Source organism: Roseibium aggregatum, assembly GCF_017309185.1.
GTDB lineage: Bacteria > Pseudomonadota > Alphaproteobacteria > Rhizobiales > Stappiaceae > Roseibium > Roseibium aggregatum_B.
Window position 1 is genome coordinate 370,506 of the sequence record NZ_JAEKJZ010000002.1, and the last position, 18,951, is coordinate 389,456.

The window sequence follows — 18,951 nt, forward strand, 5'->3', positions numbered from 1 at the left end:
TCCAACCTATGCTCGCCGAAGGGCACGTTCACCCCGGAAATAAGACTTAATCCAGGGATCGTCGTTTTTCATCATGTCGTCCAGTGTTCCGATGGCCAGAACACGCTTTTTCCCAAGAACGGCAATGCGATCGCAGATAGAGTGCAGGCTATCGAGATCGTGTGTGACCATGTAAACGGTCAGTCCCAGGGTCGAACTTAGATTTGCAATAAGCGAATCGAACGCCGCTGCTCCGATCGGATCGAGCCCCGACGTCGGTTCGTCCAGAAACACCAAATCCGGATCCAGTGCAAGAGCCCGGGCCAGGCTGGCCCGCTTGATCATGCCGCCCGAGAGCTCCGACGGCAATTTGCCGGCGGCGTCCTGAGGCAGGCCGACAAGTTCCAGCTTCAAGGTGGCAAGCTCATCCATCAGCCTGGGCGACAGGTTCAGATATTCGCGCATGGGCAACTGGATATTCTGCTTGACGGTCAGTGCGGAAAACAGAGCTCCTTGCTGGAACAGCACGCCCCAGCGCCGCTCCACCCCCTTGCGTTCCTTTGGCGTCGCGGTCGCCAGATCCTGCCCGAAGACGGAGATTTTTCCCGCCCGTTTCGAGACAAGTCCGAGGATTGCGCGCATCAGAACCGACTTGCCGGTGCCGGACCCGCCGACAAAGCCGAGAACTTCGCCACGGCGCACGTCCAGATCCAGATTGTCCAGAATGACCTTGCTGCCGAAGCCGACGGTGACACCGCGCACGGAAAGCACGTGTTCCGTTTCCTCCGCGTGTCCGGCCGCGTTGCCTGGCTTGTCTTGCGGTTCGGTCAGCGGCATCGTTCCTGTCAAACTCCGATGGCGGCGAAAAACATGGCAAAAAACCCGTCCACCACGATCACGAGGAAAATGGCTTTCACAACCGACATCGTAGTATGCCGGCCGAGGGATTCGGAAGACCCTTCGACCTTGAGACCTTCGACACAGGCGATCAGGCCGATGATCAGCGCCATGAACGGGGCCTTGACGATGCCAACGACCAGGGTCTCGGTCGTAATCGCCGCCTGGAGCTGCGTCAGGAACGCCGCCGGAGGAATATCCAGATAGGCCCAGGTCACCAGGCCCGACCCGAACAGGGCCGCCATGTCGGAAATGAAGGTCAGGATCGGCAGCGCGATCATCAGAGCGAGGATGCGCGGCAGGACAAGAACCTCTGTGACGCTCAGACCGATCACGGAAAGCGCGTCCACCTCCTCCTGCATGCGCATGGCGCCGAGTTCCGCGGTGAAGGCGGACCCGGAGCGGCCCGCGACCATGATGGCTGTGAGAATCACGCCGATTTCGCGCAGAACCAGGATGCCCGCGAGGTCGACCACAAAGATGTCCGCACCGAATTGCTTGAGATAGAAACCGCCCTGCTGAGAAATGATGGCGCCGATCAAAAAGCTCATCAGAGCGACGATCGGAACCGCGCCGATGCAGCTGCGGTCGAACTGAACGGCGACCGAGATGCCGCGCAAGCGCCTGGGATGCAAAAGGACTGTGGAGACAACCAGTCCCAGAGAGCCCAGAATGTGCAGCATCGCCAGCGCATCGTACCAAGCGTCCACCACAACCCGGCCGGTCTGCTCCAGGAAGTCCAGCACAGATGACCCGCCGCTCTCCGGCTTCCAGGCCGGCGGATGATGCCGCTCGATCTCGTGGAACAGGGTTTCGCGGACCGGGGAAATGCCCTGAAAACCGACTTTCTGGCCCTCGAACTCCAGTTGCCCCCGGGTACGGTGGATCAGCCAGGCGCCGCTGGTGTCCAGATGCTCGACCCCGGAAAGGTCGATACAGGTCAGCCGCGCGCCCCGAACCTTGAGTTTGCCGATCGCCTTTTCCGCTTCCGCGATGGTGTTGATGGTCCAGTCGCCGGTAAGCGTCAGACGCTGGCCACCGTCGCCGTCCGCCAGCAGATGAAGCTCCGGCGCAACGTTTTTTTCCAAGAATGCCATTCCGGACGGCTGCCCTCTTGCCGCTGGTTCGATATCCCCCGTATACCTGATGGAAGAGTTCAATACCAACCGTCTATAACCATGATCCTGTTGACGGATCATCACCCGGGACGGTTGGATCGTCGTACAGCAGCCACTTGAAAGCTTTGATCATGGAAATTGCGCATCCCTATCTCTTGTTCCTCGGTGACGTTCACGATGCCCTTGCCGCCAAGACCGCGACCGGAATCGTGGATTGGCGCAAGGACTGGTGTCTTGGCCAGGTCCGCCTCGAAGGGTGCGCCGCGGACACGGGGCTGCCGGACATGTCGATCGCCGAAGGCGCGGCTGCCGGCGTAAAAACCTTTGTCATAGGGGCCGTCAATGCCGGAGGCCGCTTGCCGGAACACTGGATTTCCTCCGTCGTGGAAGCGCTCGACGCGGGGCTCGACGTCGCCTCCGGCCTGCACATCCGTCTCGCAAGCGTTCCGGCCATCAAGGAAGCGGCTGAGCGAAACGGCCGGGCACTCCACGACGTGCGCCACAACAACGAGACCTTTGCGACCGGTAAGGGCACGAAGCGGACCGGCAAGCGCATACTCGCGGTCGGAACCGATTGTTCGGTCGGCAAGAAATACACCGCCCTTGCCATGGACAAGGCCATGAACGAGCGCGGGTATAAAAGCACGTTCTGCCCCACCGGCCAGACCGGCGTCTTCATTTCCGGCCGAGGCGTCGCCCTCGATGCGGTGATCGCCGATTTCATTTCGGGAGCCGCCGAATGGCTGTCCCCGGCAACCGACGAGAACCACTGGCAGATCGTTGAAGGCCAGGGCTCGCTCTTCCATCCGTCGTTCGCCGGCGTCACGCTCGGCCTCCTGCACGGCTCCCAGCCCGACGGGTTCATCGTCTGCCACGAGCCGACCCGCACGAAGATGCGCGGCGTCGAGGCGCCCTTGCCGACCATCCAGCAGGTCATCGACCTGACGATCCAGTGCGGCAAGCTTACGAATCCCGACATCAAGTGTGTCGGAATCGCGGTGAACACCAAGGCGCTGGCGGAAGACGAGGCGCTCGCCTATCTCGCCAAGCTGGGCGAAGAACACGGCCTGCCGGCCACGGACCCGGTCCGCTTCGGCATGGAGTCCATCGTCGACAAGGTCGCAGCGGACTTCGGCGCGCCATGACCTTTTTCGTCCACATCGAAACCGAAAGCTTTGAAATCGCGGGCGGTTTCAAGATTTCCCGGGAGACGCGAACCCATGCCCGCGTCGTGGTCGTAACGATTTCCGACGGCCCCCACACGGGCCGGGGGGAGTGCGTGCCCTACCCGCGTTACGGCGAATCTCTGGAAAGCGTCCAGACCCAGATCGAGCAGATCGCGCCGCTCCTGAAGGACGGTCTGTCCCGCGCCGAGCTGCAAGGGGGCATGCCCGCCGGAGCCGCGCGCAACGCGGTCGATTGCGCCTTGTGGGACCTGGAGGCGAAGCGGACGGGAAAACCGGCGGCGGAACTGGCCGGCATCGGAGCGCTGAAACCCGTAACCACGGCTTTCACGATCAGCGTCGACGCGCCGGACGTCATGGCGCAAAAGACGCTGGCGGCCGCGCACAGACCGCTCTTGAAAATCAAGCTTGCCGGCCCTGGCGACGACGAGCGCATCACCGCCGTTCGGACCGCCGCTCCGGACAGCACCCTGATCGTGGACGCCAACGAGGCCTGGGACGAAAGCTGCTTTGAACGAAACATGGCGGCCTGCGAGGCAGCCGGCGTCGCCCTGATCGAGCAGCCCCTGCCCGCCTCGGACGACGGTCTTCTGGCCGGATTGAAGCGCACGGTCACGATCTGCGCCGACGAAAGCCTTCACCCCGGCAAGGGGATCGAAGGGCTGAAGGACAAATACGACGCGGTCAATATCAAGCTCGACAAGGCGGGCGGACTGACGGAAGCTCTCAATCTCGTGAAAGCCGCGAGGGAGCAGAACTTCCAGATCATGATCGGCTGCATGCTCGGTACGTCCCTGGCCATGGCGCCCGCCGTGCTGATTGCGCAGGCGGCCGATTTCGTCGATCTTGACGGCCCGCTGCTACTGGCGAAAGACCGGTCCCCGGGCTTGCGCTTCGAAGGCAGCACGCTCTACCCGCCCGAGCCGGAGCTTTGGGGATAAGGCATTCGAACACGGAGCCTCGGACTTTCATGAACGTGTTCGGCAACGATTGGGCAAAGCTTTGTCAGGAATACCGCTTGCGCCGCGGCCTGAAACAGGAAGCCATGGCGCAGGACTTCAATGTCGACCAGTCGACCGTAAGCCGATGGGAACGCGGCGAACGGGAACCCGGCATGGCTGTGAAACTGGCGATTCTGGACGCCTTGTCTTCCAAACGTCCCGAGCGGGCCGATCAGGCCCTGCAGATCCTGCTGGAGCATAGCGGCTCGGCCGTGGCCTTGTGGGGCGCGGACGGCACCCTGCTCGGACTGTCCAGGCGTCTCGCCCGTGAGTTCGCCGGCTTCACCGGGGTTCAGGACCCGATCGGCCGTACGCCTGCTGAGCTTTTTGAAGACAAGGGCCTCATGGAGAGCGTCTTGCAGCTCTTTCGCGAGATCGGCTTCTTCGAAGGCATCGTTTCCTACGCCCAGATCGCCCACAAGCCGCTGGCCAATCCGAATCGGGTCGCTGTCGGCGGTCTGACGTCCGCCTCCATCTTTCCCGTCAGGCTGACACACGGTCTCGTCGGCATGATGTGCATCTACGATCACGACGCGCTCGCCGAAGCCCCTGACGACGAGGACGCTTTTTCAGCGTTCTGGATTGATGCGGCAAGCGGGCGGACCGGGCATGCCCTCCGCAGGATCGAAACGGCAGGCCAGCCGGCCCCGGCATAATTCGGCATATTTGAAAGCGTGTCCGGAAAGTCTCTCTCCTCTAGCTTGGCGTTGCTGGCGGGCGATCGAGCGAGGAGAAACGCATGAACAGAATTCAAGGCACCAGGTTTAGCGATTGGCTGGAAGGAACCCTCCTTTCGGATCTCATCGAAGGCGGTGCCGGCGACGACGACATTTTCGGCTATTCCGGCAACGACATCCTTAAGGGACAGGACGGAAACGACCGGTTGTTCGGCGGTGACGGCGACGACGACCTGACCGGAGGGCGGGGCGACGACCGTCTCGAAGGCGGACAGGGTAACGACACGCTCCAGGGGAATGCGGGCAACGACATCCTGGACGGCGGTGACGGCAACGACACGCTCTCCGGTTCGAACGGCAACGATACGCTTTCGGGTGGCGACGGCGACGACAGCCTCCACGGCGGACGGGACAACGACGTTCTGAGCGGCGGCAGTGGCGACGATACGCTGCATGGCAACGGCGATGACGACACCCTCTCCGGCGGTGACGGCACCGACTACCTTTACGGCGACAGCGGAGACGACGTGCTGGAAGGTGGAGCGGGCACCGACCACCTTTACGGAGGAGACGGCAACGACCATCTGCTTGCCATGTCCTGGGCCGGTGAGCCCGTTCCCGCCCAGGATGCGGACGCACAGGTGAATTCCGGCGAACCGCTGGCGGACGATGACGTTCTTCAGGGTGGAAACGGCGCCGACACGTTCGAATTCCGCTGGCTGATCGACGCCAGGGACGAAATACTCGACAAGCACCGGGATGCCGACGGCAATGTCGACTATTCCATGAACGGCGTTGCCGGAGAGAACGACAACGTTCACGACCACTGGGTCGAATCCATCGGCGTGAAGACGGTGGCCGATTTCAATCCGGACGAGGATACGCTGGTCTTCGCCGGACATACCGTGCAACTCGACGAGATCACCTACGAGGATATCGACGGCGATTCCAAACTCGATTCCGTGCTGACATTCGTCAGCAATCAGGGCGGAAACGGCGGCGCGCACGACGGGGACTACGTTGGTACGGTCATCGTTCTGGACAATCTCATCGAAACGGCATCCGTCGACGCAGGGGTGTTTTACGGGGTCGAGGATCCCTACTCGATCATCGGTTGATTGGAGACTGCCGGGTCCGGCCCACCTCGGACCCGGAGCGCGCCGGAACGGTCCTCAAATGGCCATGCGACGACGCACAAGCGGCGTCAGCAGGACCATCAGGACCGTTCCGGAAGCCGACAGAACGGCCATCAGGGCGAACGGTGCATCCGGATCGACTTCGTAGAGCAATCCCGAAACGCTCAAACCCGCCGCCATCTGGATCCCGACGGAGGTGGCCAGCAACCCCTGCCCTGTCCCGGCCCATCGGCTCGGCACGACCTTCGACAATATGGCGACGGCGCCAAGGTGGGACGCACCGAAGGAAAGCCCGTGCAGGAGTTGCAGCGCCGCCATGGCGGCGAAAGTGTCCGCCAAGGGAAACAGGCTCCACCGGAGAACAGCGGCGAGCCCCGCCACGATCAGGAAGACCGGTGGATCGAACCGCAGCGCGAGCCTGCCGGCGACCGTGAAAAGCGCGATTTCCGCGACGACGCCGGTTGCCCATAGGACGCCGATGGCAAAGTCGGGGACATGCATCGCCTGCCAGTAAAGCGTTCCGAAGCCGTAGAATGCCGCATGGCTCGCCTGAAACAGGCCAAGAACGGCAAGGACCGGCCAGAACCAGACCGTCCTGAACGGTGTCGCCTCTTCTGAGTCCCCTTCCTGCGCATCCGTTTTGCCGCGCTTCTGCCCCGGCAAAGACATCGCCACCGCACCGTTCATGCAGGCAGCCGCCACGATCAGCGCAATCACCATCCAGGCCGTCCCTTCCGCCGCGAGTGTCCCTCCCACCAGGTTCGCCGCCACGAACCCTGCCGATCCCCAAAGCCGCATGCGCGCGTAATCGGCGCCGGTATTGCGCACCACATCCAGCGCGTAGGCGTCGCTCAAGGGCACGATCGGCGCGTTCAAGACCATGTATCCGATCGTCGCCAGCGCCACGACGGCAATTCCTCCGGGAAGAGAATATAACGAGAGGAAGACTGCACCGGCCAGGGAATAGACAAGAATGAACAACCGCCGCTGTCCGGACCTGTCCGACAGGTTCGACAGGATCGGGCTGGCCGCGATCCGGGCGATCGTGCCCGCTCCCAGAATGAGGCCGATCTCCGCGGCGCTTGATCCGCCCAGTTCCAGAACCACGGGAAAGAACGGCAGAAACAAGCCGAATCCGAAGAAGTGGCTGGCAAACAGGCCAGAGACCCGAACACCAATGGCAGGAGCGTGTTTAGACATGAAAACCCGGACGGTCGCCCCCCTAAAAGGATGTTAACGATTTTCGGCTTAAGGTGGGGTTGAAGTTGTCCGTGTTACGGCAAAAGACGACCCACAGGCAAGTTGAGAATAGCGTCGACATGAAAGCTGAAGAAGTGCAGGAACAACCGGAACTGATCGGCGAAGCTGAGTATCAAACGCTTGAGCAGACCCTGATGGAATCCGACCGTGGCCGCCGGTTTCTGAAAGAATTTCTCAATCGCAACAGGACCCCGGAAACAAAGGAGATCCTGACAGCGATCCAGAGTCTGGAAAAGGTCGTCACTCGCCAGCGAAAGGTGCCGGATCTCGACAAGATCCGCCTGGACATCGCCGACATGCACGAGGCGATCGAGCGGACAAAGAAGGAAATCTCGAACATAAAGGCGGAAGACGAGGACAGCAACCGCTTCGTCAACGCCTCGCACGAGCTCGACGCGATCGTCTCCCAGACCGAAGGCGCGACGCAATCCATTCTGGAAGCGGCGGAGCAAATTCAGGAAAAAGCCTGGGTTCTGCGTGAGAACGGCGCCGACGACAGCGTCTGCGACGACATCGACGCCAAGGCCACTGAAATCTTCATGTCCTGTTCCTTCCAGGATCTCACCGGACAGCGTACCAACAAGGTCGTTCAGGTTCTGCGTTACCTGGAAAGCCGCATCAACCTGATGATCGGCATCTGGGGCATCGAGGACCTCGAAGCCGACGCGACGGCCGGGCCGGTCGACACCCGCCCGGACGCCCATCTTTTGAACGGTCCGCAGCTTACCGGTGCCGTTTCGCAGAACAGTGTCGATGAGTTAATGTCCGTCAGCTCTTCCGTTCTTGACGCCGCACTGGAAGAAACCGGTTCGTCTCAAGAAACCGCGGACGCCGGATCCGAGACCGCAAGCGAGGCCGATGTCGACGCCATCATGGCAGACGCCGGCGACACGGACGAAGACGTTTCGACTGGCGAGGAACCCCTCGACGCCGCAGCCATCGACGACATGTTTGCCTCGGCTCCGGAAACCGACGAAGACGAACCTGCCGACGAATCCGCCGACGACCCTGACACCACACTGGACGAGGCAGCCATCGAAGCCCTGTTTGACCAGGAAGTCGGCGCGGCGGCGGAAGAAGAAGCCGAATCCGACGCGGAATGGGAAATGACCGATACCGAAGCCGATGGCGATGACCCGATCGAGCAGCTTTCCGAAGCCGAACGTCAGGCTCTCTTCAACTAAAAAACGCCGCGACTGAGAAAACGAAAGGCGCAGCCACCGGCTGCGCCTTTTCAGTTTATCCGGCCAGGTTCACCCGCAACCATGGAGTGGACGATGCCTGCCGGGCTCTTTCCGAGGGCCGGGAACCATCGATCACGATCCCCGGCGGTCCTTCACCGGAAGATCAGGCAACATCCCGATTGATCGCACTGAAAAACCGGTCCGCCTGATTGTGAAGGCTTTCGGATTGCGATTTCAGTTGCGCGGACATGTTCCGGATCGATTCCACGGTTCCCGCGACACTTTCCACCGAACCGCGCACCGCCGTGATTTCCTGCGTGAACTCCTGGGTGCCCTGCGCGGCGATCTGCACGCTTGCGGAAATTTCAGAAGTTGCCGACGACTGCTGTTCGACCGCCGAGGCAATACCGGTCGCGATTTCAGACAGGTCGCCGATAATGGTGGTGATCCCCTCGATATCGCGAACGGATTCTCGCGTTGCCTGCTGAATGCTGGCGATCTGTTCGGTGATGTCGTCCGTCGCCTTGGTGGTCTGGCTGGCCAGTTCCTTCACTTCAGCGGCAACCACCGCAAACCCCTTGCCCATCTCCCCTGCACGGGCCGCTTCGATCGTGGCGTTGAGCGCAAGGAGATTGGTCTGTCCCGCAATATCGGAGATCAGGCCGATCACGGAGCCGACCTTGTCGGCGAATTCCACCAAACGCGCGATCGACTGATTGGTGTGCCGGGCCTCGTCGACCGCCCTCAGGGACAACTCCCGCGACTGCGCGGCCTGCCGGCCGATTTCCGTGATCGAGGCCGACATTTCCTCCGTCGCGGTCGCGCTGGACTGAACGCCCATAGCGGTTTCCCCGGAAGAGGCATCCATCCTCGACATGCGGTCGGTGATGACCCCGGTCTCGCCGCTCAAGCTTCCGGACGTCACCTCAAGCTGATCCGAAGCCGTGCCGAGGGCATCGACAGTCGCTCCCAGCGTCTGCTGGAAGTCGCCGATTGCATCCTTCAAGGCACGTTCGCGCTCCACGGCATCGTCGACCATTTTATCGTGATAAGCCGAGACCGCGACATCCATGTCCAGCATGACGAGTTTCGAGATGACATTCATCATCCGCGCGCGCTTCGCGGCACTCAAGAAACGTTTCTTTGCCAGAACGTTGGAGAGTTCGGCGATGAGAAAGGAGTAGCTGCCGATATACCAGCTCGGATCGAGGCCGATCCTGACATGGGCCAGGCCGATTCTTTGCGCGCCATCCTGATAGGACTGATCCAGCTTTCCGGCAAAAAGCTCTTCCCAATGTGCCGTTTGAGCCGCAATCAGTCGGGCCTGCTGGTCACCGACAAGCGTGCGAAGGTGAGGAATGGTTTTCACATGATCGTAAAACCGCTCGAGAATGGCCGGCAGTTCGGGCTTCAGCGACACCCAAAGGGACTTGGCGATTCCCCGTTCCTCGTCCGTGATCTGAAAGAACTTAAGCCGGTCTTCCAAAGCTTGATTGTTTTTTCCCATGCTGGCACCTAACATCAACTCGTCCTCCCGAGATGACATCTAAGTGCGGAAAGTCAACAACAACCTAACTCAAAAAATATAATTGCAAAAAACCGCACTTTTTTACAAGTCATTGAAAATTATATATTTTCCGACAAATAAACACCTGGTTGCGGTCTTATTTTCATCTATCCTAAATTTATTTATTTAGAAATTACAGATATAAATTCATTCTCGAAAGAATTATTCTCAATTGGAAACCGACTTCAAAATAGTTTCCGGGTCCGCGTTTCCACCAGTAAGTACAATGCAGATTTTTTTCTTTCTCAGCGGCAGTTTTCCGGAGAGGACGGCCGCCAGTGCCGCAGCGCCCCCGGGCTCAACGACAAGCTTAAGCTCGGAAAAAGCAAAAGCAACAGCGTCAAGCACCTCGTCATCCGTCACCAGGAGACCGGTACCGGCCAGACTGCGCAAAATGGAAAAACCTATCTCACCTGGCGCTTCGGATAACAGGGCATCGCATATCGACCCTGCCTTGAGCTGATTTGACTGAATGCATCCCGCTTCCAAAGACCGTTTGTAATCGTCGAACATCGCCGGCTCGACAGTGTGGAAACGTGTCCCCGGGGACTTGCCAAGAAGCGCCAGGGCAATCCCGCTCGACAGTCCGCCGCCGCCGGTACATGCAAGAACGTCGTCGAGCTGCACACCGAGCGCCGCCGCCTGGTCCGCTATTTCCAGACCGACCGTGCCCTGCCCTGCGATAACGGCAGGATCGTTGTATGGGTGCACGAAAGTCGCTCCCGTTTCCGAACAGATACGGGCGGCGATGGCGTCGCGGTTCTCCCGGCTCCGATCGTAGGTGACGACTGTCGCACCGGACGCGCGCGTGCGTTCCAGTTTGATCCGTGGCGCGTCGGAGGGCATGACAATGGTTGCCGGCATGCCGAGCAGCTTCGCGCTCGCGGCAACCCCTTGCGCGTGATTTCCCGACGAACAGGCCACGACGCCCCGGGCGCGTTCGCTTTCCGGGATCTGGCAGAGCCGATTGAACGCTCCGCGAAATTTGAAGGAACCGGTCCGCTGGAGGTTTTCCGGCTTGATCAGGACCGTCGCTCCGCAGCGCTCGTCCAGGACAGGGTGACGCAGAAGCGGCGTGACCAGGGCTTCCCCGCGAATACGCTCCGCAGCGGCCTCGATATCGGAATAGGAAACCGTTTGTTCCGACACGGCCGCTTCCGGCTGAATTGGACTGTCCGTCATCGTCGTTCCGCGCTCCTTTGAAAGGCTCAGGGCCAGGAACAGACGACTAGAGAGAAATTTCCCGCATGGCAACAACCGAAAGCAACGCCTCTCAAGCGCGCGGGAAACACTGCCGGCGGACATGACGCACATGCGTCATGCAGTTCAGATCATTGCGCCGCCTTGGCCTCGGCGATGGTGTCGTTGTGAATGTCGTGCGCCGCGATGCAATTGTCCAGAAACTGCCGGGCACTCGCTGCCCAGGTGTAATTCAGGGCAATTTTCCGGCAGTGGTCGCGCGGAATGTCGAGCGCGGCTTCCGCGGCTTCCTGAAGGTTCTCGGAAAGCACCCCGGCACCCGTGTCGCCGATCACGTCCAGCGGCCCCATCACCGGAAAGGCCGCGACGGGAACCCCGCAAGCAAGAGCCTCCAGCATGACATTGCCGAAGGTGTCGGTCAGCGAGGGAAAAACGAACACGTCCGCGTCGGAATAGTGCCGGGCAAGGTCCTCGCCGGTTTTCGACCCGGTGAAAAGAACATCCGGGTATTCCTTGCGCAGCGACTCCAGTTGCGGACCGCCGCCGACCACCACCCTGGATCCGGGCAACTTGAGGTCGAGGAAAGCCCGGATGTTTTTTTCAACCGAGACACGGCCCACATACATGAAGACCGGGCGAGGCAGATCGGCGGGAAGAACGCTGCCCTCATAGGGCTTGAAAAGGTCTTCGTCGACTCCGCGCGACCAGCGCATCAGGTTCTCGAAGCCGCGCTCCCTCAGGTCCTTTTCCAAAGAGCCTGTCGCCACCATGCAGCCGGAGCCGGAATTGTGGAACTTCCGCAACCAGCTGTAGGACCATGACAGAGGTACCGGCAGCCGCGCCGAGACGTATTCCGGGAACCGGGTGTGGTAGCTGGTGGTGAAGGCGTCGCCGTTGCCGCGAGCGACACTCGCCGCAAGCAGACCCAGCGGTCCTTCGGTGGCGATGTGGAGATGCTCGCAGTCGAATTCCCTGATCTTGCGGCGCACAGCGCCCCGAAGGGTCAGGGACAAACGGATCTCCGGGTAGGTGGGACAGGGGATGGTCTTGAAATCCTGAGGGCTGAGGACCTCGACCCGCACACCGATCGCTTCGAGCTCCGCTGCCGTGCGCTCAAGTGACCGGACCACGCCATTTATCTGGGGATGCCAGGCATCGGTTACGATCAAAATGGAACTCATGCGGCGACCGGGGCTTCCTTGGACTTTGTCCGTATTTCCCCGATCTGGGCTTCCTCCACCCATCGGATCACCTCAAAGGTTCCATCGTGGTGCTCGACGACCGCGGTGCAGCTTTCCACCCAATCGCCGGTATTGATATAATGGACACCGTTCATGTCCCGGTCCGCGGCGTGGTGAATGTGACCGCAGATCACGCCGTCGACGCCCTGGCGGCGCGCTTCCTCGGACAGCGCCTCCTCGAACCGGCCGATGAAGCTGACGGCGTTTTTCACCTTCAGCTTGGCCCAGGCCGACAAAGACCAGTAGGTCAACCCGAGCCGCCGGCGCACGACGTTCACCCAGGTGTTGACGCCAAGCGCCGTGACATAGGCCTTGTCGCCGAAGAAGGCGAGCCACTTGGCATGGCGGATCACGACATCGAACTGATCGCCGTGAATCACGAGATAGCGCTTGCCGGTGGCGGCCTCGTGAACGTGGCTGTCGGCCACCTCGACGCCGCCGAAATGGGTGCCGAGAAAATCGCGCAGGAATTCGTCGTGATTGCCCGGGATATAGATGATCCGAGCGCCCTTGCGGCCTTTCCTCAAGATTTTCTGCACCACGTCGTTGTGAAGCTGCGGCCAGTACCACGACCGCTTCAAACGCCACCCATCCGCGATGTCGCCGACAAGATAAATCGTCTCCGCGTCGTTATCCTTCAGAAAATCAAGCAGCAACTCCGCCTGACATCCGCGCGTTCCAAGATGAACGTCAGAGATGAACAAGGCCCTGTAATGCCGCGCTGTCTCCGAGGTGGACATAGCACTTCTCCAATCTGCCATTGGGCCGCTATAGACGCGATTCAAGTATCACTATTATGACAAACCCAAGACTTCCTGTCCGGCAATTTCTTCCAGCCGGGCGTTTGGAGCCGCGGACGACGGGACAAAAACAGCTGTTTCCGGAAAGCTTCCTTCAGCAGGACCCGTGGCGCGACAGGCACGGTTGACAAGTCCCCGGCCGGGTGACCAAAAAGCCAAGGGAGGCGGCCCGGCAATCAAGGAGAAGTGACATGGATTTGGGATTGAAGGGGAAAAAAGCGATCGTTTGCGCCTCGAGCCGGGGCCTTGGGCGAGGCTGCGCCGAAGCGCTCGCCGAAGCCGGCTGCGACCTTGTCCTGAACGGACGTGACGAAAAGGTTCTGGCAGCAACCCAATCCGAACTCGAAGAGCGCTTCGGCGTTTCAATTCAGCGGGTTGCAGCGGATGTATCGACCAGGGCGGGACAGGACGCACTGCTTTCGGCCTGCCCGGCTCCGGACATTCTCGTCAACAACAACGGCGGGCCGCCGCGGCGCGATTTCGCCGACCTTGACCGGGACGCCATGCTGGAAGGCACCATCCAGAACTTCGTGACGCCCGTTGAACTGATCCAGGCGGTCGTGCCCGGCATGAAGGAACGCGGCTTCGGCCGGATCGTCAACATAACCTCCATCTCGGTGAAAATGCCGATCGAGGGCCTCGATCTGTCCAGCGGCGCCCGCGCCAGCCTGACCGCGTTCCTCGCCGGCGTGTGCCGTCAGCTTGCGCCGCACGGCATAACCGTCAACAACCTTCTTCCGGGCAAGATGGATACGGACCGCCTGAGAGGCGGCTTCGAGCGCTCCGCGAAACTGTCGGGCAGAAGCAAGGAAGAGGTCCGCGCCCAACAGGCTGCGGAAATCCCCGCGCGGCGCTTCGGAAACGCCGAGGAATTCGGCCAGGCCTGCGCCTTCCTGTGTTCGCAGCATGCCGGCTATATCACCGGCCAGAACATTCTCATGGACGGCGGGCTCTTCCCGGCGGCCTTTTAGCACACGACCTCCAGGACCAAAGTCGCTTCCGCAAAAAAAGACCCCGGCCGCAAGGCCGGGGCAGTGTCAAACACGAAGCGTGCCAAACTTCGCGTCGGGATCAGAACTTGTATCTGAGAGACGCGGAGAAGATGTTCACCTGACTGTCGACGTCGGCGACATAGGTACCGATATTGGCGTTATAGTCCTGATGACCGGGGGAAATATCGATCTTCGTGTCGGCCGGGATCAGGTGCGAAAACCCGACATCGAACGCAAGGTGTTCCGTCGGCTTCCAGGACGCTCCGGCGGACAGCCACAAACGATCGTTGTCCGGCAACCGGGTGGAACGGATATCCTCGTCGATCGGCGACAACTCGTAGCCGACGCCGGCCCGCAGGGTCAGTTGATCGTTCCAGTCATATTCCCCGCCGACGGAGAAGAACCAGCCGTCGTCGTAGTTGAATTTCAGGTCAGGCAGCCCGGTCGGATTCGTTGTCGTCCCGTCAGTGGCCTTCAGATGCACCGTGCCGAGCCGGCTCCAATTGGTCCACTCCACTGTGCCCAACGCACGGAACTTTTCGGTTATGCGCTGCTTTGCAGAGAGCGTGACCATTTCCGGTGTGATGAGCTTCGCTTCGATGCCGGTCCGGCTCGCATTCGCAACGCCGACACCCGGCGCGGCGGGATTGATGAAATGCCCTTCAAGCTCATGAAAGACGGCCGACCGGAAACCCACGCCGATTTCCGTTCCCTCGATCGGCTTGACGGTGAAGCCCGCGGTGGCTCCGAACCCGACGCTGCCCCCCTTCACTTCGGATGACGGCACCTGCGATGTCACCGACGCCCGGAACGGATAGGCGGATTTCAGCCGCACCTGAAGGTATTCCGCCTGCAGACCCAGAGCGACGGAGATCATGTCGTTGAACTTGTAGGCCACGGATGGGGTCGCGTTGACCGAGAACACCTCCGAAGAACGCGAATAGTACTGCCCGGCCCAGTTCGTCCCGGGTTTCGTCGCCAGGCCGAAAGGCGTGTTGACCGCCAGGCCGAAGTACCAGTTGTCGTTCAGTCCGTACCCGACATAGGTCGACGGGATCCAGGCATTGGAAGCAATGTCGCCGCTTCCCGTCGAACTCGCTCCGAAACCACCTGTCAAGGCGTTCACGAGCCCCTGCGGCGTGAAGTCTCCGTTGACGTCGGACTGGGGAGCGATGAACGAGGAATGGCTTTCGGTGGTCAGCCCGTGCCCAGCCCCGGTCAGCGTGGCCGGATTCCAGAAGATCGAGGAGATAGACTCTCCCGTCGTGCCGTTCCCGGCAAACGATGTTCCCTGATAATAAGCGCTTTGCTCGCGCAGGGCGAAGCCGCCGCCGAAAGCGTTGCCCGCAATCATAGATAGCGCCAATGCGGTCCCTGTCAGAAGGACCCGTTTTTTATTTGCCCTTGGCATGGATATACCTCCCATCCCTTTCCTCCGAAGGAATCTTGTCTCCTGCCAATAGCTTTTCCCAAGAGCGCACCCCGTTTCAACTGCTTAGTTGACCATGACCGCACTCAAATAACATGTGCTGCATTGCAATATATTGGGCATTCCTTCGTTCAATCTTTTTCTTTTCTCAAAAAAAACGCTTGAACAGCCCCCAACCGAGACTCTTCGTCACAGGAATGATACAACTTCGTAAATTTGCTCAAATTTTAGGCAACCACACACCCACCTTCCGTTTGCGTCATTAAATCTTCGATCGTTGCGGCTTTACCACAGGTTTCCTAGGGTCACATGTGGGAAAAAGCGTCCATTCGCGCCTCTCCTGCAGGGGCGGAACGGATTGGGGCAACACCAGACTTGCCAAACCGGCCTGTTCACCGACACTCGAAACCGGCAACGGATGCCGGGTCCCGACGGGACAAACTCAATCAATTTGCGGGAGGTTTCATGAAACTCGTGCGTTACGGTGCGAAAGGCGCCGAAAAACCCGGCCTGATCGACGCAAAGGGGCAGCTGCGGGATATTTCCGCTTTGATTTCCGATCTCGATGCGCAGGCCTATACCGCGGAAAGTCTCGCCTTGCTCGAAGGGCTCGATCCTCAGACCCTGCCCCTGGTCGATGGCACGCCACGTCTTGGCGCGCCCATCTCCCGGCCCGGACATTTCATCGCCATCGGGCTGAACTACCGCGACCACGCGGCGGAGGCTGGCATGGCCATTCCGGACGAACCGGTGGTGTTCACGAAGGCGCCTTCCTGCGTTTCCGGTCCGCACGACGACATTGTCATCCCCGCCGGATCGACGAAACTGGACTGGGAAACGGAACTCGCCCTGATTATCTCCAGACCCTGCTGGCAGGTCCGCAAGGAGGATGCACTCGACCATGTCGCCGGCTATATGGTCTGCAACGACGTCTCCGAACGGGCCTGGCAGATCGAAGGCACCGGCCAGTGGACGAAGGGCAAGAGCGCGCCCACCTTCGGCCCTCTCGGCCCCTGGCTGGTCACCAGGGACGAGATCCCCGATCCGCAGGTCCTCGATCTCTATCTGGACGTGAATGGCGAGCGCCGCCAGACCGGCAACACCGCCACCATGATCTTCTCAGTCGCCGAGATCGTCTCCTATCTGTCGACGCTGATGCGGCTCGAACCGGGCGACGTCGTGACCACCGGCACGCCCCCCGGCGTCGGCATGGGCATGAAACCGCCGGTTTTTCTCAAACCCGGCGACGTCGTGACCTTGGGAGTCACCGGCCTCGGGGAACAGAGCCAGACAGTTGTGGCGGACTAACGAGGCCTTTTCTCAAGAACAGTTACGCCGTGCCGTCGCGGGCCGCGAGGAAGCGGCGCATGGCGACGCTGCTCCAGGGGGCGAGACGGGTCCGGGCGGCCTCGTAACTGTCAAGGATCTCCCGGTTGAGGGGATCCTTCTCCGCGAACTCCACCAGAACCTTTGCGGCGGTTTCCCGCAAAGCGGCGAGGACGTCGTCCGGGTAGGGCCTGACGGTCACGCCGTCTTCTTCCTGCAGCAGTTTCAGGCTGCCGGCGTTCTCCCAGTCGCTTTCGGCAAGCGCCCGGCCGTTTTCCGCCCGGCAGGCCTCCAGCACGATCGCGCGCAGATCCTCCGGCAGGCCTTCGAGCGCGGTTGTGTTGAAAAGGGCCTCGCCGGTCCCGTTCGGCTCGTGAAAGCCCGGTGTGTAGTAGGACTTGGCCGCCTTCTGAAAGCCCATGGCCCGGTCCGACCAGGGCCCCAGAAACTCGGTCGCGTCCAGAACGCCGGTCTGCAGCGCCTGGAACAATTCGCCGGGCGGCAGGCTCACCGGCGTCGCGCCGAGCCGGCGCATGACTTCGCCGCCCAGGCCCGGCATGCGGATCTTCAAGCCTTTCAGGTCCTCAAGACTGTCGATCTCCCTCTTGTACCAGCCGCCCATCTGGACACCGGTATTGCCTGCCATGACCGGCTTCAGGCCGAAGGGTTCGTAGAGCCTGTCCCAGAGGGCCTGCCCGCCGCCCTGTTCGATCCAGGAAATATGCTCGTGCGGCAGGAGCCCGAAGGGGACGGCGGTAAAGACCACCGACGCCGGGATCTTGCCCTGCCAGAAGAAGGACGCCGTGTGAGCCATTTGCGCCGTGCCGGCCGACACCGCGTCGAAAACGCCAAGCGCCGGAACCAGTTCGCCTGCCCCATAAAGACGGATGCGGAAGCTGCCTCCGGAGAGTTCTTCGACGCTGTCGGCGATCCGCTGCGCGCTTGTTCCGGGACCGGGCAGGTTCCTGGGCCAGGACGTTACCATTTTCCACTCTGTTCCGGCGCGCCCCTGCGCCACTGCGGGAGCGGCGAGCAAGCCTGCACCGGCGATCGCGGAGGCGCCCAGAACCGCGCGGCGGCTCACCTTCGGTCGGTTGCGGAGAGATGTCCCTGCCATTCTACTTGCTCCAAAATGCGTGGAAGTGATGAACCGGACCGTGACCGGCGCCGATCTTGAGACTATCGGCGGCGGCAATCGCCCCGTGGATATAGGCCTTCGCGGCCTGGATTGCGTCTTGAAGACCGTCGCCCCTGGCAAGACCGGCGGCAATCGCGGAGGAAAGCGTGCAGCCGGTGCCATGAGTGTTTTGCGTCTCGATTCGTTGCTCGCGCAGCCACAGGGCCTTGCCATCCCTGTCCAAGAAAAGGTCCGCGCTCTCCGCCCCCTCTCCATGACCGCCTTTCAGAAGCACGGCTTTCGCGCCGAGTTTCAGCAACTGCTCCGCCTGATCCCGCATCACAGTATCGCTTGGGGCAACACCGGTCCCAAGCATACGCGCGGCTTCGTGAAGATTGGGGGTGATCAGATCCGCGAGCGGGACCAGGACGCTAATCAGGCAATCGACGGCGCTATCCGCCAGCAGCGGATCCCCGGACGCCGCCACCATGACCGGGTCGAGCACCACCGGCCCGGTCTCGTGGGCCTTCAGTCCGGCCGCCACGCTCTCGATCGTGTCCACACGGGAGAGCATGCCGATCTTGGTGGCGTTGACCTTGAGGTCCGAATAGACCGCGTCCATCTGCGCGCGGACGAACTCCGGCGGCACATCGTGGATCGCGCTCACCCCGAGCGTATTTTGTGCCGTCAGCGCCGTAAGCACGCTGGCACCATAAACGCCGTTGGCGGAAAAGGTTTTCAAATCGGCCTGAATTCCGGCTCCGCCGCCGGAATCGGACCCTGCAATGGTCACCGCGATCGCGGTCATGGCAAACTCCTTTTGAACGTCGAGGGGAAGGACCG

The 18,951-nt window shown here is 61.1% G+C and carries 17 protein-coding genes; 7 read left to right on the forward strand and 10 right to left on the reverse strand.

Annotated elements, in window-relative coordinates; all coding sequences use genetic code 11:
- Nucleotides 1–6: 6 nt before the first annotated feature.
- Nucleotides 7–816: an ABC transporter ATP-binding protein gene (locus JF539_RS13890; RefSeq protein ID WP_207141261.1), complete on the reverse strand. Its 810-nt coding sequence runs from the start codon at nt 814–816 to the stop codon at nt 7–9.
- Between the two features lie 8 nt (nt 817–824).
- Nucleotides 825–1,973: an ABC transporter permease gene (locus JF539_RS13895; RefSeq protein WP_207141262.1), complete on the reverse strand. Its 1,149-nt coding sequence runs from the start codon at nt 1,971–1,973 to the stop codon at nt 825–827.
- A gap of 152 nt (nt 1,974–2,125) precedes the next feature.
- On the opposite strand from JF539_RS13895, the gene dgcN reads away from it, so the two are divergent.
- The 4 genes from dgcN (at nt 2,126) to JF539_RS13915 (ending at nt 5,974) form a co-directional block, all read left to right on the forward strand.
- Nucleotides 2,126–3,139, forward strand: a complete 1,014-nt coding sequence (gene dgcN, locus JF539_RS13900) for an N-acetyltransferase DgcN (RefSeq protein WP_207141263.1) — start codon at nt 2,126–2,128, stop codon at nt 3,137–3,139.
- Nucleotides 3,136–4,119: an N-acetyl-D-Glu racemase DgcA gene (gene dgcA / locus JF539_RS13905; protein WP_207141264.1), complete on the forward strand. Its 984-nt coding sequence runs from the start codon at nt 3,136–3,138 to the stop codon at nt 4,117–4,119. Before dgcN ends, dgcA begins: the two co-directional genes overlap by 4 nt.
- Before the next feature lie 29 nt (nt 4,120–4,148).
- Complete coding sequence (locus tag JF539_RS13910) at nt 4,149–4,835, forward strand: helix-turn-helix domain-containing protein (protein ID WP_207141265.1); 687 nt, start codon at nt 4,149–4,151, stop codon at nt 4,833–4,835.
- A gap of 83 nt (nt 4,836–4,918) precedes the next feature.
- Entirely contained in the window at nt 4,919–5,974 is a 1,056-nt protein-coding gene (locus tag JF539_RS13915; protein ID WP_207141266.1) for a calcium-binding protein, read from the forward strand.
- A gap of 54 nt (nt 5,975–6,028) precedes the next feature.
- On the opposite strand, the gene JF539_RS13920 is transcribed toward JF539_RS13915, so the two are convergent.
- Nucleotides 6,029–7,192 carry an MFS transporter gene (locus tag JF539_RS13920; protein WP_207141267.1) on the reverse strand — a complete coding sequence of 388 codons (1,164 nt, stop codon included), beginning with the start codon at nt 7,190–7,192 and terminating at the stop codon, nt 6,029–6,031.
- 119 nt (nt 7,193–7,311) lie between these two features.
- Here JF539_RS13920 and JF539_RS13925 point away from each other — a divergent pair, with 119 nt between their 5' ends.
- Nucleotides 7,312–8,436 (forward strand): protein phosphatase CheZ, encoded by a 1,125-nt coding sequence (locus JF539_RS13925; protein WP_207141268.1) that lies wholly within the window; start codon nt 7,312–7,314, stop codon nt 8,434–8,436.
- A 163-nt stretch (nt 8,437–8,599) separates the two neighbouring features.
- Here JF539_RS13925 and JF539_RS13930 read toward each other — a convergent pair whose 3' ends face one another.
- The 4 genes from JF539_RS13930 to JF539_RS13945 all read right to left on the reverse strand — a co-directional run bounded on the left by JF539_RS13930 (nt 8,600) and on the right by JF539_RS13945 (nt 13,184).
- Nucleotides 8,600–9,943, reverse strand: coding sequence for a globin-coupled sensor protein (locus tag JF539_RS13930; protein ID WP_207141269.1), 1,344 nt, complete (start codon nt 9,941–9,943; stop codon nt 8,600–8,602).
- Between the two features lie 228 nt (nt 9,944–10,171).
- Nucleotides 10,172–11,185, reverse strand: a complete 1,014-nt coding sequence (locus JF539_RS13935) for a threonine ammonia-lyase (RefSeq protein WP_207141270.1) — start codon at nt 11,183–11,185, stop codon at nt 10,172–10,174.
- Between the two features lie 149 nt (nt 11,186–11,334).
- Entirely contained in the window at nt 11,335–12,384 is a 1,050-nt protein-coding gene (locus JF539_RS13940) for a glycosyltransferase family 4 protein (protein ID WP_207141271.1), read from the reverse strand.
- The gene (locus JF539_RS13945; protein ID WP_207141272.1) at nt 12,381–13,184 is read right to left on the reverse strand and encodes a UDP-2,3-diacylglucosamine diphosphatase; all 804 of its coding nucleotides are present in this window, start codon (nt 13,182–13,184) and stop codon (nt 12,381–12,383) included. Before JF539_RS13945 ends, JF539_RS13940 begins: the two co-directional genes overlap by 4 nt.
- Before the next feature lie 251 nt (nt 13,185–13,435).
- Here JF539_RS13945 and JF539_RS13950 point away from each other — a divergent pair, with 251 nt between their 5' ends.
- A complete protein-coding gene (locus JF539_RS13950) occupies nt 13,436–14,215 on the forward strand; it encodes an SDR family oxidoreductase (RefSeq protein WP_207141273.1) in 780 nt (259 codons plus the stop codon).
- A 100-nt stretch (nt 14,216–14,315) separates the two neighbouring features.
- Here JF539_RS13950 and JF539_RS13955 read toward each other — a convergent pair whose 3' ends face one another.
- Complete coding sequence (locus JF539_RS13955) at nt 14,316–15,590, reverse strand: OmpP1/FadL family transporter (RefSeq protein WP_209017287.1); 1,275 nt, start codon at nt 15,588–15,590, stop codon at nt 14,316–14,318.
- A 540-nt stretch (nt 15,591–16,130) separates the two neighbouring features.
- Here JF539_RS13955 and JF539_RS13960 point away from each other — a divergent pair.
- Nucleotides 16,131–16,973 carry a fumarylacetoacetate hydrolase family protein gene (locus JF539_RS13960; protein ID WP_207141275.1) on the forward strand — a complete coding sequence of 281 codons (843 nt, stop codon included), beginning with the start codon at nt 16,131–16,133 and terminating at the stop codon, nt 16,971–16,973.
- 22 nt (nt 16,974–16,995) lie between these two features.
- Here JF539_RS13960 and JF539_RS13965 read toward each other — a convergent pair whose 3' ends face one another.
- On the reverse strand, nt 16,996–18,108 hold the full coding sequence (locus JF539_RS13965; protein ID WP_207141276.1) for a TRAP transporter substrate-binding protein: 1,113 nt from the start codon (nt 18,106–18,108) through the stop codon (nt 16,996–16,998).
- Between the two features lies 1 nt (nt 18,109).
- Nucleotides 18,110–18,916 carry a bifunctional hydroxymethylpyrimidine kinase/phosphomethylpyrimidine kinase gene (thiD, locus tag JF539_RS13970; protein WP_207141277.1) on the reverse strand — a complete coding sequence of 269 codons (807 nt, stop codon included), beginning with the start codon at nt 18,914–18,916 and terminating at the stop codon, nt 18,110–18,112.
- Between the last annotated feature and the right edge of the window lie 35 nt (nt 18,917–18,951).

What these genes read in the sequence shown, in the direction of transcription:
- JF539_RS13890 (WP_207141261.1), bottom strand. Translation starts at nt 816, where the DNA reads ATGCCGCTGACCGAACCGCAAGACAAGCCAGGCAACGCGGCCGGACAC.
- JF539_RS13895 (WP_207141262.1), bottom strand. Translation starts at nt 1,973, where the DNA reads ATGGCATTCTTGGAAAAAAACGTTGCGCCGGAGCTTCATCTGCTGGCG.
- dgcN (WP_207141263.1), top strand. Translation starts at nt 2,126, where the DNA reads ATGGAAATTGCGCATCCCTATCTCTTGTTCCTCGGTGACGTTCACGAT.
- dgcA (WP_207141264.1), top strand. Translation starts at nt 3,136, where the DNA reads ATGACCTTTTTCGTCCACATCGAAACCGAAAGCTTTGAAATCGCGGGC.
- JF539_RS13910 (WP_207141265.1), top strand. Translation starts at nt 4,149, where the DNA reads ATGAACGTGTTCGGCAACGATTGGGCAAAGCTTTGTCAGGAATACCGC.
- JF539_RS13915 (WP_207141266.1), top strand. Translation starts at nt 4,919, where the DNA reads ATGAACAGAATTCAAGGCACCAGGTTTAGCGATTGGCTGGAAGGAACC.
- JF539_RS13920 (WP_207141267.1), bottom strand. Translation starts at nt 7,192, where the DNA reads ATGTCTAAACACGCTCCTGCCATTGGTGTTCGGGTCTCTGGCCTGTTT.
- JF539_RS13925 (WP_207141268.1), top strand. Translation starts at nt 7,312, where the DNA reads ATGAAAGCTGAAGAAGTGCAGGAACAACCGGAACTGATCGGCGAAGCT.
- JF539_RS13930 (WP_207141269.1), bottom strand. Translation starts at nt 9,943, where the DNA reads ATGGGAAAAAACAATCAAGCTTTGGAAGACCGGCTTAAGTTCTTTCAG.
- JF539_RS13935 (WP_207141270.1), bottom strand. Translation starts at nt 11,185, where the DNA reads ATGACGGACAGTCCAATTCAGCCGGAAGCGGCCGTGTCGGAACAAACG.
- JF539_RS13940 (WP_207141271.1), bottom strand. Translation starts at nt 12,384, where the DNA reads ATGAGTTCCATTTTGATCGTAACCGATGCCTGGCATCCCCAGATAAAT.
- JF539_RS13945 (WP_207141272.1), bottom strand. Translation starts at nt 13,184, where the DNA reads ATGTCCACCTCGGAGACAGCGCGGCATTACAGGGCCTTGTTCATCTCT.
- JF539_RS13950 (WP_207141273.1), top strand. Translation starts at nt 13,436, where the DNA reads ATGGATTTGGGATTGAAGGGGAAAAAAGCGATCGTTTGCGCCTCGAGC.
- JF539_RS13955 (WP_209017287.1), bottom strand. Translation starts at nt 15,590, where the DNA reads ATGATTGCGGGCAACGCTTTCGGCGGCGGCTTCGCCCTGCGCGAGCAA.
- JF539_RS13960 (WP_207141275.1), top strand. Translation starts at nt 16,131, where the DNA reads ATGAAACTCGTGCGTTACGGTGCGAAAGGCGCCGAAAAACCCGGCCTG.
- JF539_RS13965 (WP_207141276.1), bottom strand. Translation starts at nt 18,108, where the DNA reads ATGGCAGGGACATCTCTCCGCAACCGACCGAAGGTGAGCCGCCGCGCG.
- thiD (WP_207141277.1), bottom strand. Translation starts at nt 18,916, where the DNA reads ATGACCGCGATCGCGGTGACCATTGCAGGGTCCGATTCCGGCGGCGGA.